General features: G+C 48.6%; 12 protein-coding genes and 1 rRNA gene. 3 read left to right on the top strand and 10 right to left on the bottom strand.

Features of this window, described 5'->3' with window-relative positions:
- The 3 genes from rrf to nhaD all read left to right on the top strand — a co-directional run.
- Nucleotides 1-102: ribosomal RNA gene (gene rrf / locus JQX58_RS14210) — 5S ribosomal RNA — on the top strand; the annotation flags it as partial.
- Between the two features lie 578 nt (nucleotides 103-680).
- Nucleotides 681-947: a YrhK family protein gene (locus JQX58_RS14205; RefSeq protein WP_204147510.1), complete on the top strand. Its 267-nt coding sequence runs from the start codon at nucleotides 681-683 to the stop codon at nucleotides 945-947.
- A 245-nt stretch (nucleotides 948-1,192) separates the two neighbouring features.
- Nucleotides 1,193-2,464: a sodium:proton antiporter NhaD gene (nhaD, locus tag JQX58_RS14200; protein ID WP_204147509.1), complete on the top strand. Its 1,272-nt coding sequence runs from the start codon at nucleotides 1,193-1,195 to the stop codon at nucleotides 2,462-2,464.
- A gap of 63 nt (nucleotides 2,465-2,527) precedes the next feature.
- Here the strand turns inward: nhaD and JQX58_RS14195 are convergent, their stop codons facing one another.
- The 10 genes from JQX58_RS14195 to JQX58_RS14150 all read right to left on the bottom strand — a co-directional run bounded on the left by JQX58_RS14195 (nucleotide 2,528) and on the right by JQX58_RS14150 (nucleotide 13,372).
- A complete protein-coding gene (locus tag JQX58_RS14195; protein ID WP_204147508.1) occupies nucleotides 2,528-2,905 on the bottom strand; it encodes a Na+/H+ antiporter subunit G in 378 nt (125 codons plus the stop codon).
- 11 nt (nucleotides 2,906-2,916) lie between these two features.
- Nucleotides 2,917-3,186 carry a K+/H+ antiporter subunit F gene (locus JQX58_RS14190; protein ID WP_204147507.1) on the bottom strand — a complete coding sequence of 90 codons (270 nt, stop codon included), beginning with the start codon at nucleotides 3,184-3,186 and terminating at the stop codon, nucleotides 2,917-2,919.
- Nucleotides 3,180-3,665 (bottom strand): Na+/H+ antiporter subunit E, encoded by a 486-nt coding sequence (locus tag JQX58_RS14185; RefSeq protein WP_204147506.1) that lies wholly within the window; start codon nucleotides 3,663-3,665, stop codon nucleotides 3,180-3,182. The genes JQX58_RS14190 and JQX58_RS14185 overlap by 7 nt, the downstream gene beginning before the upstream one ends.
- On the bottom strand, nucleotides 3,665-5,191 hold the full coding sequence (locus JQX58_RS14180) for a monovalent cation/H+ antiporter subunit D (protein WP_204147505.1): 1,527 nt from the start codon (nucleotides 5,189-5,191) through the stop codon (nucleotides 3,665-3,667). The genes JQX58_RS14185 and JQX58_RS14180 overlap by 1 nt, the downstream gene beginning before the upstream one ends.
- Nucleotides 5,192-5,557: a Na+/H+ antiporter subunit C gene (locus JQX58_RS14175; protein ID WP_204147504.1), complete on the bottom strand. Its 366-nt coding sequence runs from the start codon at nucleotides 5,555-5,557 to the stop codon at nucleotides 5,192-5,194.
- On the bottom strand, nucleotides 5,557-8,355 hold the full coding sequence (locus JQX58_RS14170; protein ID WP_204147503.1) for a monovalent cation/H+ antiporter subunit A: 2,799 nt from the start codon (nucleotides 8,353-8,355) through the stop codon (nucleotides 5,557-5,559). The genes JQX58_RS14175 and JQX58_RS14170 overlap by 1 nt, the downstream gene beginning before the upstream one ends.
- Before the next feature lie 268 nt (nucleotides 8,356-8,623).
- A complete protein-coding gene (locus JQX58_RS14165; protein WP_239090366.1) occupies nucleotides 8,624-9,730 on the bottom strand; it encodes a methyl-accepting chemotaxis protein in 1,107 nt (368 codons plus the stop codon).
- Between the two features lie 170 nt (nucleotides 9,731-9,900).
- Nucleotides 9,901-10,512: a Yip1 family protein gene (locus JQX58_RS14160; RefSeq protein WP_204147502.1), complete on the bottom strand. Its 612-nt coding sequence runs from the start codon at nucleotides 10,510-10,512 to the stop codon at nucleotides 9,901-9,903.
- A gap of 413 nt (nucleotides 10,513-10,925) precedes the next feature.
- Complete coding sequence (locus JQX58_RS14155; protein WP_204147501.1) at nucleotides 10,926-11,213, bottom strand: hypothetical protein; 288 nt, start codon at nucleotides 11,211-11,213, stop codon at nucleotides 10,926-10,928.
- A 92-nt stretch (nucleotides 11,214-11,305) separates the two neighbouring features.
- Nucleotides 11,306-13,372 carry an FUSC family protein gene (locus JQX58_RS14150; protein WP_204147500.1) on the bottom strand — a complete coding sequence of 689 codons (2,067 nt, stop codon included), beginning with the start codon at nucleotides 13,370-13,372 and terminating at the stop codon, nucleotides 11,306-11,308.
- Nucleotides 13,373-13,379 lie beyond the last annotated feature (7 nt).

Below are 13,379 nucleotides of genomic sequence, written 5' to 3'. Positions count from 1 at the left end.
GAGGCGTTGAACCACCTGATCCCATCCCGAACTCAGAAGTGAAAGGCGCCATCGCCGATGGTAGTGTGGGAGATCCCATGTGAGAGTAGGTCGTCGTCAAGCTTTTAATTAAGAAGCCCTGATCGCTGATGCGGTCAGGGCTTTTTTACGTCTGGCGAAAATAGGCCGCGATACCGTCTATCAGTAAAAGTCGGCGTCATAACGCCTTTTGCGCGCCACATATCGGCACCACGCGCCAATATGAAATGGGCGCTGCAAAAGGGTTATGACGCCTCGATGAAAGTTTCTTTTCTTGTACGAGGGCGTTTCACGCGCGATCGCAAGCAACGCTTGCTGGGCTTAAACAAGGCGGCTAGCGCCGCCAGTCACGGGCAATAGCCCCTTCGTACAGAGTTCTTCCTAAACGAAAGTTTCCTTCTAGCCTTCGGGTCCTGTACGAGGGCGTTCCACGCGCGATCGCAAGCAACGCTTGCTTGGCTTAAACAAGGCGGCTAGCGCCGCCTGTCACGGACAAGACTCCCTTCGTATAAAGCTTCCTGCTCATAATCCCTGCGTTGTTAGGCCTTTGTTGTAGCAATCATGTAATCAGTTTGATTGTTACAACTGGGCGCTGGTGATTTGCCTTAAGTTCGTTAGCCTTAATAGCTGTTTGAAGTAACCGCAATGCGAAGGAGGGCGTGATGGGTTTTAAGGCAACATTAAAGTTAATCGTGAACAAGTATGGGTGGATTCATTTATCGCTGGGACTGATCGGTAACATCATGTTTCTGTGTGGCTCACTGTTGTTTTTACCTATGCTGGAGGAATACAAGGCGGCCCGTATCGCGTTGTTTATTGGAGGCTCGTTTCTCATGTTGATCGGCTCTACAGGACGTTTGCTGGTGGACCTTTGGTCAGTGAAAGTGCCACGCCAACAGCAAAACAATGAGGGCGGTTATCAGCAGTAGTACTGGTACTTACCAAATTGATAAGCTTATGTAGCTTAAGTAAGTGAAATATCTCTCATTTGTAATTAAGCGACTTGAGTTTTAGCATTTGCGCCACTGTGGTGATCATTATTAAACCAGTGAATAGTGTTTATGTAATTAAATTTCAAAAACACTGACTCGGTTGGTATGCCCTCTGTGTAAAGAGGTATAAAATTCTGCTATCAGATTTTTAGCTTTTACATTTACCAATCGAGGGGCTGGTTATGCCAGAAATACTGCAAGTTGTGCTCATAAGTTTAGCGGTGATCGCTTTGCTTGGGGTTGTTTTAGAGGACGTGATTCACGTTAATAAAGCCAAGGTGACGTTGTTCCTGGGAACTTTTTCATGGTTTTTATTGTACGTGTTTCATAGTGGTTCGTCTGAGGAGTCGGAGGCGATTGCGCGCGGCTTTGAAGAAAATGTGGGGGAGATTGCCAGTCTTTGGTTATTCCTCGTGGCTGCGATGACGTTCGTGGCTTACCTCAATAAAAAGGGCATGATAGAAAATGTGATTCATTTGTTTATGCCTAAACATATCACTGAGCGCTCGCTGTTATTTTTGACGGCTATCTTTTGCTTTGTGTTCTCTTCCTTGGCGGACAATATCACTGCCACACTTGTGTCTGTCACGCTGATCTTATCGCTTAACTTATCGACCAAGAAAACCATCCGCTTTGCCACGCTGGTGGTCTTTGCTGTCAACTCTGGCGGTGTTTCTTTAATCACGGGTGATGTCACTACGCTGATGATTTTCTTGGACGGTAAGGTCGATATTTTAGATTTATTGATGTTGTCGCTGCCGTCGTTTATCGCGGTAATGATGTTGGCGGTTCTATTGAGCCGTGGTATGTCTGATACGGTAGACATCAACATCAAGAAAAGTGAAGTACGCACCGTCGATATTCTAATTGCGGTGGCTTTTTTAAGTACCATTATTAGTACTATCGTTGCGAATGTGCTGTTCGGTATTCCGCCGGTGTTAATGTTTTTGATGGGTATGGCGACAATGTTTTTAATCGCGCGCTTCTTCAATGATGATGAAGAGGAAGAGCAGTCCATCATGGAATACATTCGGGTCATCGAGTTTGAAACCTTGCTGTTTTTCTTAGGCATCTTATTACTCGTTGGCATGCTGAAAGAAATTGAGGTGTTGGATTCGATCGTACGTATGTACGAAGTCTTACCACCTTCGATGGCTAACTTCCTAATGGGCGTTTTATCTTCGGTAATCGATAACGTACCGCTGACTGCCGCGCTGTTAAAAGCGGGGATTGTGATGACAGAAGCCGAGTGGCTTGGACTCACTTATGCCGTTGGTGTGGGCGGCTCGTTATTAGTAATTGGCTCGGCGGCCGGTATCGTTGCCATGAGCAAGGTAGAGGGGCTCACATTTGGCTCTTACGCACGTTACAGTGCTGTTTTACTAATTGTCTATGCCATCGGTTATGTCGCATCTGTGGCTCTAGCACAGCTTGTGTTAGGTAGCTCTGTATAGACTGCAGAGATGACCAATAAAAAGGGCGCCGATAAGGCGCCCTTTTTTGTGCAGAACTAATGATTACGCGTCTTCTTCTACCGCATCCGCTGGCTTGCGTTCGCGAGCTTTAGGGATAAGGTCCTGACCTGTCGTGCGAGGCAGGGGAGGATTTTCACGGTGAAGGGCAGACTTGGCTACCATATTAGCCGCTACAGGCGCTGTGATGAGCAAGAACAGTGTGATCAAAAGCTCAGCCACCGATAAAGTGCCTTGGTTGAAAGATTGGTACAGCATCGAAGACAGCAAAATACCAGTAATCCCTAAAGTGGTTGCCTTTGTTGGACCATGCAAACGGGTAAAGATATCCGGTAAGCGCGCCAAGCCAATAGAGCCAATCAGTAGAAATACACCGCCAATGAGCAGGAAGACGCTAATTAATACTTCAATATAAATAGACATACTCGCCACTCCTATTCGATGATGTCGCCACGTAGTAAGTACTTACATAAAGCGGACGTACTGACAAAACCAAGCATGGCGATCAGTAAGGCAGCCTCAAAGTACAAACTTGTGCCCATGTACATGCCATACAGCATGATCAATGCGATCGCATTGATGTACATGGTGTCTAGCGCGAGAATTCGATCGGAGATATGTGGTCCGACCAAGAGTCGCCAAAGGTTCAAAAACAAGGCGATACAAATACAGATGGTGACGAAAAATAACGCCCAGCTTAGCATCCTAAAATCTCCTTAATAGGGCGCTCGTAGCGCTGTTTGATTTCATCGATAAGTTCCTGCTCGCTTTCTAGGTGCAGCGCGTGCACGTAGAGCCATTGCTTATCTTCAGACACCTCAGTGCTCACGGTACCGGGTGTTAGAGACACCGTACTGGCAAGCAGAGTGATGCCAACATCGGTTGATAGGTCAATCGGAATGGCCACAAAGCCAGGACGTAGTTTCTTAGTTGAGCCAAGCACGAGTGCTGCGACCTGGATGTTCGCCACCAAAATATCGTAAATCACCAACAGCAGATAGCGAAACGCTAGCCAAGGTTTTTTCAGCTTAGGTTGCTCGCCGCGCATGCCATTGACCAGCAATGGGATCGAAATCGCGAAAAACGTCGCCAGCACAATCTGTCCAGGGCTTGCCGAGTTATTCAATAACAGCCAAACAACAAACAGTAAGAGGCTATGAAATGGCATAGGGAAAAATGACATTAAAGACCTCCATCAGCCAGTGGGCTGGTTAGTAACGCTTCCACAGACAGCGCTGGATCATGTAAGAAACGAGCCGCCTCGACCGTCATTTCTGAGAATGGGCCAGCAAACATTGCCAGTAATGGTGAGGCTGATAACAGCAAGACAATACCGAGCCATTCACCAAAGTGTATTTTGGGGCTGTCTTCTGTTTGTTTAGTTGATGAATGACGCCAAAACAAAGTCGTACCAGCACGAGATAGAGCAATCAAGGCACCTAGACTGCTCAGCAGAATAACGGGCCACACCCACATTTGCTCAGTTGCTGTTTCGACCGCTTGTAGCACCATCACTTTACCGATAAAGCCTGAGAACGGTGGCATACCGATCACTGCCACAGCCGATACGGCGAAGAATATCCCCAAAAAGATGGGCGTATCCATGCGTTTGGCTACCACAAAGCGATCTTCTGCTTTGCCACGTTGACGACCGATGGCATCCGCTAACAAGAACATGCCACCTGCAACTAACGTACTGTGTACCATGTAGTACAGCGCTGCACTGGTGGCGGCTTCGTTTTGTAACGCCGCACACACCATCAGCGTACCCGCCGATAAGATGACTAAGTTTGCGGTCAGCAGTTTTAAGCTTGGGCTGGCGAGGGCGCCGATCGTACCAATCGTAATCGTCATTAAGGCTAGCGGCCAAAGCCACGCTTGTGCCACATTGGCGAGCTCACCCGCGTCGTCACCAAACACTACCCCGTGAATACGCAGGATGCTGTAAATACCGACCTTAGTCATGACTGCAAAGATGGCAGCCACAGGCGCACTGGCACTGGAGTAAGTCTTTGGTAGCCAGAAGTGCAGTGGCAGCATGGCTGACTTTAGACCAAACACCACTAACAGCATCAAGGCACCGATCTTCGTAATGATGGCAACCGTTTCGTCTAGCTGACCGACTTTTTGCGCCATATCGGCAATATTTAGCGTACCAAGGGTACCGTAAAGGATACCCAAGCCAAACAAGAAGATACTTGAGCCAGCAAGGTTTAAGACTACATAGTGTACCGTTGCTTGCGTCTTTTGCTTACCGCCGCCATGTACCAACAAAGCGTAAGATGCGATCAACAGTACCTCGAAGAATACGAATAGGTTGAATGCATCGCCAGTTAGAAAGGCACCGTTGATACCCATGACTTGGAACATAAACAGTGGGTAAAAGTAACTGCCGGCACGATCATGAGAGCCCGTGGCGTAGCTGAGTGCACCAAAGCCTAGGAAGGTCGTCAGAGCTACCATTACAGTCGACAATGGATCGGCTACCAGCACAATACCAAATGGCGGACGCCAATCGCCCAAAATATATTGGTTGACCCCTTCGTTGTAGACTTGCGCCAACAACATAAATGCCGCGACCACCTGAGCCAACATCGACAACAGAGTGAACACACGCTGGCGTTTTAAAGTGCCAGAAAGAGGTGGTAACAGCAGCAGTGCGCCGGTAAACAACGGTAATAAAATCGGCAGAATCGATAAGTGTTGCATTTAGCGCTGACCTCCAGACTTCTGACGAGCGGACTCTTTGGTTTGTGGAATACGCCCGTCCACATGGTCATTACCCAAATCAGCGCGAGCACGCATCGCCAAAATAACGGCAAATGCTGTCATCGCAAAACCGATTACGATCGCGGTCAAAACCAATGCCTGAGGCAATGGGTCACCGTAGTTTTCTGACTCGCCCAATACCGCCGCTGCATCCAAGCGCAAACGGCCACTGGCAAATAGAAACAAGTTTACTGCATAAGACAGTAGTGTCAGACCAACCACTACTGAGAACGTGCGCCCCCGCAGTGTTAAGAAAATACCGCACGCGGTCATTAGCCCTACACAAAAAGCATAAATACCTTCCATTATGCATCCTCCTCAAATGTCGCGCGCTCACTGGTCGTTAGCTGTCCTAGGTTAGCTAGGATCAACATGGTCGCACCCACAACGGTTAGGTACACGCCCAAGTCAAAGATCATGGCACTGGCCAGCTCAAACTTACCGATTACTGGTAAGGAGAAATAATCAAACCATGAGGTTAAGAATGGATGGCCGAAAGCCCAGCTACCTAAGCCGGTAAGAGCTGCGATGCCAATCCCCGAGCCAATCATGATTTGGTAATCAAGCTTCAAGCGCTCTTTAATCCAATCAACACCGTGTGCCACGTACTGCTGGATAATCGCTACTGAAGTGATCAGGCCAGCGATGAAGCCACCACCTGGCATATTGTGGCCACGCAAGAAGATGTAAGCCGACACCAGCAGTGCCAATGGCAGCAAACTCTGTGACACGACAGACAGCATTAATGGATGTCGATCCTCTGACCAAGCACGACCTTGTTCGTTGCCCGATGGCATGTACAAACGCATACGTGAAATCAGCTTAAAGATACCCAAGGCCGCGATACCGAGTACGGTAATTTCTCCCAAGGTATCAAAACCACGGAAGTCGACCAGAATTACGTTGACCACGTTGGTACCACCGCCACCGGTTTTACTGTTTTCAAGGAAGAAATCCGAAATCGTATCCAGCGGTCGTGTCATCATGGCGTAGATCACCGTACCAACAATACCGCCGATCATGGCCGAGATACCTAAGTCACGAACCACGCGGCGCGGGCTCGATTCTTTAGGGGTTTTTTGTGGCAAGAAGAACAACGCCAACATCAACAAAATGACCGTTACCACTTCTACTGACAATTGCGTCAGAGCCAAGTCAGGTGCTGAGAAGCGTGCAAAAGCTAACGTTACAATCAAACCGACGACCGATAAGGTCAGCAGCGCCACCATTCGACGGCGGTGCCAAATCACTGTACCTAGCGAGCCTAAAGTCAGCAGTACCGCACCGGTAATCGATAGCGCATCCACCGGAATCTCAGGGCGACGACCAGCCGTCGCATCCAAATCCAGCAATGGGTAAGCACTGACCACAATCGTCAGCGACATAACAAAGTAGACGTAGCGCTGCAGCGAGCCGTTTTCAAAGAAATTGATAAAGCTTGCCGATTTAGCAACCAGTTGCTGAATGCCGCGCTCAAAAATGACCTTTGGATCTTTAGCTGGGAACTGCGCTTGGAACTTAAATAAATGACGACGGTTGTAGTACACCATCAAACCACCGACCAACGCGATCGCACTCATCAGTAGTGGTAAGTTAAAGCCATGCCAGATTGCCAGACTGTACTCCGGTACCGGACCGTTTAATGCTGAGAAAGAAGCACTTTGCAACAGATCGCCGACGATGAAGCTTGGGAAGATACCTACGATCAAACATAAGGCCACCAAAATCTCTACTGGTACGCGCATGTAACGCGGCGGCTCATGAGGCGTTTTGGGTAAGTTGATCGGCTCACCGTTGAAAAACACATCGTGAATAAAGCGTAGCGAGTAAGCCACTGACAGCACACCACCAAGCGTAGCCATCACGGGCACCATCCAAGACAAAGAGCCAAGGGAATCTTGATGCAGGGTTTCATTGAAGAACATTTCTTTGGATAAGAAACCGTTCAGTAATGGCACACCGGCCATCGCCATCGACGCCACCATGGCAAGCGTGGCGGTGTAAGGCATGTACTTCCATAAACCGTTTAACTGGCGCATATCGCGTGAGCCGGACTCGTGATCGATAATCCCCGCCGCCATAAACAGTGACGCTTTGAAGGTTGCATGGTTAATAATGTGGAATACCGCTGCGACCAGAGCAAGGTCTGAGCCCATACCGAGCAGCAAGGTGATCAAGCCTAAGTGACTGATGGTTGAGTTTGCCAACAAGCCTTTTAAGTCGTGTTGGAACAGTGCCAAGTAGCCACCCAACAAGAAAGTCGCCAGGCCCGTCATGCTGACGATTAAGAACCACAGATCGGTACCCGCTAACGCAGGGTAAAAGCGCGCCATCAAAAAGATACCGGCTTTTACCATGGTTGCAGAGTGTAAGTACGCACTTACTGGCGTCGGTGCGGCCATAGCATTAGGGAGCCAGAAGTGGAATGGGAACTGTGCTGACTTGGTAAAGGCACCCACTAGCACTAGCACCACGATGATAGGGTAGCTACTGTGCGCTCGGATTAAATCGCCGCTGTCTAAGACCGTCTGCAAGCTGTAGCTGCCAACGACATCGCCCAGCATTAATAAGCCGGCCAACAAGAATAAACCACCGGCACCTGTGATCGTAAGCGCCATACGAGCGCCTTTACGCGCCTCGCTCTTATGACCCCAAAAACTGATCAGCAAGAACGAACTAATACTGGTCAGCTCCCAAAATACCCACAGCTGAATCAAGTTATCTGACATCACCACGCCAAGCATGGCAAACATAAACAGGATCAGATAGGAGTAGAATTTGCCAATGTTGTCTTCTTTTGAGAGATAATAGCGGGCATAGAGAATGACCAGTAAGCCAATGCCTAAGATCAAAAAGCTAAACAATAAGGCCAAGCCGTCTAAGCGAAACGCCAATGACAGGTCGATAGCGGGCACCCAGTCAACGGCTACATTAAACCGTTCTCCGGCGATGACCGCTGGGGCCAAGTCCAGAATTAAGAATAAGGCTAGCGCCGGTAGGGCGGCAGTCAGAAACGCACAGGCCGTGCGGCTATAACGCATACTGCAGAGCGGAACGATGGTTCCAAGCAGCACCAACAGAGGTATGCACAATAGAGTATTCAACGGATGCGCTCCTTCGTAGCATGAACAATCGTCTTGTTAGGGGCGAAAGCACTCAATCCCATAGATCACCTTCCATTCAATATTGTCACCACATCACTCTGTGTGGCAGAAATAAAGTGTATTTAGTTTGTAAGGATAACGTGATAACTCAATATTTTCTTTAAAAATCGCGCTATAAAAAGTAACAAAATTAATGTCTTGAACGACAGACAGCAAAGCGCCGGAGAGAATCCGGCGCATACAGTAGACTTTACAGTCGTTACGAAGTTCAGCGATGTTTAATTTCTTCCATCAAAGCTTCAATCGAAACAACCACTTGTAAGCTGGCGCTTTCCATTTTGTCTAGCTGGCTAAGCATTTGTTGCATCTGTCCTTGTTCTGCCGCTGCTACAGCGGCACGTCCCGCATCATGTACGGCTTTGTGGGGCGCTTCAATCGCACGGAAATTATGCAATGATTGATAGTGTTTATGACCTTGGCCTTCGTAATACCATTTGCCTAAACGGCACTCAGTATGGGCATTCACGACTTCTCGAAAGTCCTGCTGTTCAATCTTGGTATAGACTTGGTTTTTCCACACCGCGTGATCAAGCTTCACTGTATCCAGAAATGATTGGGTAGCCGCCAGCTCGATGACATTTTGCATGCTCTCAGAAGTATTGATAACAGTGCCCACAATACTGTCGATCTGACTTGAAGAAGAAGCCACATCTAAGGCGCTGGTTTGGTTCTTATCGACCATAGATTTGATTTGATGGGTTTGGTCGAGCACCTTACGCACTAGGTCTTCGACCTGTTCACTGGCAGAATGGGTTTTGCTAGCCAAGTTACGTACTTCATCGGCTACCACTGCAAACCCTCGGCCTGCCTCTCCGGCACGCGCCGCTTCGATGGCAGCGTTGAGTGCTAATAAATTGGTTTGATCTGATATTTCTTGGATGCTCGACACCAACTGACTGATCCCGCTTGCCGTTTTATCCAATACGTTGGCGGCCTCCATACTGGAGCTGGCTTCTTCATTGATCAGGGTGGCGCGTTCGTTTAAGCGAGACAGTGCTGAGCGAGTATCGCTGAATAAGGTGTCGACCTGCGCCAAGTTTTGTCGCTCATGAATCAGGGCTTCGGCGCTGTCAGCCAAACCTTGTCTAATAGAGCCAAGCATCTGACCACCTCTAAGCTGGTAGCTGAGTAAATCTGCGCAATGCTCTTGTGACGGCTTGGTCTCTTCTAACTGAGTCTGAGTGGCGTGCAGTTCGGCTTCTAGCGCAGCGATACGCTGCTGATATTGAGCGCGCTCTTGCTCTAATGTTTGCTCAAGTTCAGTAATGCGATTTTTGTGTTGCGTAAAAAACATAAAGTCACTCGCTTCCAGCATGAAGAGGCAATCCATTAATAATATGGATACGGATATCCAGACTAATCGATATTGGAACTCTTGTGTGTACAAAGTTTGTTACAAGCGGTAATCAAACTAAAAAGGGCCAAGCATCTAAAGACGCTTGGCCCGAACCTATGCAATGCTTAGTAACTTAAATAGCCGTACTATTAGCCAAAGAATGCCCACAATGGACTGTGGTCAGAGCCCATGCTCCATAGCAACACAACCACGGCTAGCAAAAACTCCAGCACCAACACCCCAATACCCAAGGTACCTGTCGATAAGATAAAGCCTTCTTTATGACTAATACCTAGGAAGCGTGGCGTGCCTTTATAAAGCAAATAGCCTGAATACACTAAGCCGATACAGACGGCGAGCACACACAACCAGGCAACTGGATAGATAGCAAAAAGGCCACTTAAAAACATCGGTGTGGCAATATAGCCCGCGAAGACGATACTCTCTGAGCGACTAGGGCGGTGTGAATATTGGCGTGACAAAGCGTGAATCGCTGAGCCGACCGCCGCCACTGCGGCTAAGATCAAGGCATAAAACACAATCCCCAGTGCAAAGGCCGTTCCTAGACTGAGTTTTACACCTTCCTCACCATTGAGCGTCCAACCGACTTGAGTGGTACCAATGAAGCTACTCACCACCGGAATCGCGGCGAGGATCAGCACATGGTGGGCATACATATGACTCACCGATTCGTGCTCCTTATTGATCTCACGCCACTCTTTATCTGGATGGTGTAACAGTCCCCAAACATGATTAATCATGGAATCCTCCTCGCTGATTTGCTTATGAGTAGTTCTAATTTTTAAACGTCACAGCATGTGTTGAAACATCGCTAATAACTTTCAGTATAGATGCATACGCGCCACTGAAACGGCTGGATGATAATGATTTGTTCTAGAGAGTATGTTTTTTAGACAGGAGTGTTATATCAAGACGATTTACTGTCAGCACAAGAATATTTTGTGCAAAAGCGTGACAAAAACAGCGTGTAGGGCACTGTTTTAAGAGTAAAAAATTCTAGGAGAAATGTGATCTGACGTGGCTAATTCATTGTTTTGCTGAAAAATATAAACAAAACGGCCAAGGATCTAAGCAAACATCAGACCGAAGGCGCGAATGCCACGCATCATCATTGCGCAGCCACGTCTTATCACGCCACAGTCTAAGAAGTGAATTAGTTATAAGTGAACTGGATTAGCTTTTGATAAATCGTCTCGGAATCTTGATCATCGGCTAAGGCGTGCGAATGCAGGTGATCTTCTACTTGAGCGACTTTGCGCGAGACTTCCCACGCATAGTAATCGTAGACACGCTGAATCATATGCAGCACTTCGTAACCTTCGTCCTTATCCAGCTTGGTACGATCACGGCCGTCACGTTGAGGGCCATCGCCAGCATCGCGAGACCAAGTGTAAGAGTAGAGTGTTGAGTTCAAATCGGATGGCGTTACTTTGTAGGTCATTTCTATCGTCCTTAATAATGAAGTAAAGCGAATGCTTCAAAAACCACATGAGTAATATGGGTATAATGCACCAAAATGCAACAGCATTAAACTTAACTAATGGTGTTAGACGATTGGTTAGCGGCGATCATATTACGTGAGCGATCTAGCGACATCGATAAACGCTCGAAACTGCCGCGAATTAATTCCACTTCTTCGGCACTCAAGCCATCTTTGGGGAGCTGAGTTAAAAAGCGCTCAGCGGCTTGTTCAAACACCGATGTAGTGTGCCCCTCAAAGCTTTTATAGAAGCCCTCTGCTAGGGCTGCTTGTAACTGATCCAGCTCTGCGTCCATTGCACTGCCATAGCGTGTGCGAATCATGCTATGTAAACGTAGCGAGACGTGGCCTAGATTTAGCCCCGTGAGCGCCAAGTCGATGACATTACGGGTACTGGTCATGCCTTTTTCATAGGTTGCTACGCGCAATAGGCGATCGCCCATGCGTGCATTGAACCAAAGATCAGGCTGGCGTCGATGGGGGAGCGCCAATAAATCTTGACGGGTGTTACGTATTAGGCGGCGCATCATCAACTCAAGGCTTGGCCCAGTAATCAGTTTAAACAGCCAGTACAGCACTGTGATACCGACGAAGATCGCCAGTGCATTACTCATGGTCGAATCGATCTGAAAGGCGCGGCTCATATCGGGCCCTGGCATGACAAAGATGGTAAACGGAATGGCGATACCCAAGCCGTAAGGCAAAGTCGGGCGATTGGCAATGCACAGCAAACCAACAAAATACGGTCCTGCCAAAATGAGCACCAGCAGCTCAAAATCGCCGGTACTTTGTGCCAACAGAGGCAATGCATAAAACACGGCCAAGATCACAGCGATGACCACGCCGACTAAAATACGCCGCAGTACCACCGTCAAAATCGGCATTGGCAAGCGCGCCATCATGATCGAGAACACCACTGGTAAAATCATAATCATCAACACGGCGCTGGAGCCGGTGCCGAGCCAAAGTGTCGCCCCGACGACAAACATCACCGCACTGCGAAGCCCGGTTGTGAGTCCCACTAATGGGTCGTGGTGGGGTTTGATGCGTGGTGCATTAAGGCGCGGCTGATGTTCGCTGCTTAAGGCATCGTAACTTTTCAAAATCACCACCAGATCGGCGGTCAACTCTTGGGCGACTTTAAATAAACGTAAGCATAACGGCGACTCATCGTTGGCTTGACTAACGTACTGGCTTTGGCGGCGGCGCAATGCTTGCGCAAGCGCGTGGCTGTCTTGAAAGGTAGTGGCGCTGGCGATGTCACCAAAGCTTTGATACATATCATCGATCATCTCGCCTAAGCGCGTAGAAATCAGCTCAGGGTGTTTGCGTCGCAAGCGACCAAAAATTTGCACCAAGGCCAACAGAGACAAGATTTTATTGGTTAACAGATTCGAAGCACGGCTGCGTCCCGGCCCAAGCGGTCCTTCAAAACGTACCGCGGTAGAATCATCGTTGACCACTGAGAGCGACTCAAGAATGCTATCGATGGCTTGGTGGCGCTCTTCGTGGGAGCCTTTAGGATCGAGTTCAAGGGCTAGATAAGCAAGCGTCTGGTTAATGGTGTCGCGAGCGCTGGTGCGTAATCCTGTGCTGACTTTTACTGGCCAAATTAAAGTACTGACCAATGCGGCACACACCACGCCGACAATGATTTCACTGACACGAGCTTGGGCAATATCAAAGATACTGGCGCTGCTGGCTTGAGCAGGCTGCACCATGACTAACAGCACTACCAAGCTTGCAGTCATACCGGCCATAGCAAAGGCGTAGATCAGATTGACGCGACGCACCAGTGCCGATAAGCCTGAGTTAACGCCTAACCAAAGCGCAAGACAGGCCATCGCTATAATGGGCTCGCCCGAAAAGTTTTCTAGCAAGATTACGCCCACGGTACCGCCGATCAGAGTACCGAGGATTTGATAGATGCCTTTTTCGATCACCAAACCACTTTCGGGGCGGATCTGTAAAAAGATCGCGCCGATCAGCGCCCAATAAGGGCGATCAAGGTTAAAAAACATCGCCACATACAGCGCCAGTGCCATGGCCAAGATGCCTTTGATGGCAAACTGCAGCGCCGCACGGCTTGGGCTAAAAAAACTGTTAAGCAGCGCCTGCATGGGCGGT

Origin of the sequence: Marinomonas ostreistagni (assembly GCF_016888445.1) — a bacterium.
GTDB classification, from domain to species: Bacteria; Pseudomonadota; Gammaproteobacteria; order Pseudomonadales; family Marinomonadaceae; genus Marinomonas; species Marinomonas ostreistagni.
This window is presented reverse-complemented; position numbering and strand designations above follow the sequence as displayed.

What these genes read in the sequence shown, in the direction of transcription:
- JQX58_RS14195 (WP_204147508.1), bottom strand. Translation starts at nt 2,905, where the DNA reads ATGTCTATTTATATTGAAGTATTAATTAGCGTCTTCCTGCTCATTGGC.
- JQX58_RS14185 (WP_204147506.1), bottom strand. Translation starts at nt 3,665, where the DNA reads ATGTCATTTTTCCCTATGCCATTTCATAGCCTCTTACTGTTTGTTGTT.
- JQX58_RS14165 (WP_239090366.1), bottom strand. Translation starts at nt 9,730, where the DNA reads ATGCTGGAAGCGAGTGACTTTATGTTTTTTACGCAACACAAAAATCGC.
- nhaD (WP_204147509.1), top strand. Translation starts at nt 1,193, where the DNA reads ATGCCAGAAATACTGCAAGTTGTGCTCATAAGTTTAGCGGTGATCGCT.
- JQX58_RS14180 (WP_204147505.1), bottom strand. Translation starts at nt 5,191, where the DNA reads ATGCAACACTTATCGATTCTGCCGATTTTATTACCGTTGTTTACCGGC.
- JQX58_RS14155 (WP_204147501.1), bottom strand. Translation starts at nt 11,213, where the DNA reads ATGACCTACAAAGTAACGCCATCCGATTTGAACTCAACACTCTACTCT.
- JQX58_RS14175 (WP_204147504.1), bottom strand. Translation starts at nt 5,557, where the DNA reads ATGGAAGGTATTTATGCTTTTTGTGTAGGGCTAATGACCGCGTGCGGT.
- JQX58_RS14190 (WP_204147507.1), bottom strand. Translation starts at nt 3,186, where the DNA reads ATGCTAAGCTGGGCGTTATTTTTCGTCACCATCTGTATTTGTATCGCC.
- JQX58_RS14205 (WP_204147510.1), top strand. Translation starts at nt 681, where the DNA reads ATGGGTTTTAAGGCAACATTAAAGTTAATCGTGAACAAGTATGGGTGG.
- JQX58_RS14160 (WP_204147502.1), bottom strand. Translation starts at nt 10,512, where the DNA reads ATGATTAATCATGTTTGGGGACTGTTACACCATCCAGATAAAGAGTGG.
- JQX58_RS14150 (WP_204147500.1), bottom strand. Translation starts at nt 13,372, where the DNA reads ATGCAGGCGCTGCTTAACAGTTTTTTTAGCCCAAGCCGTGCGGCGCTG.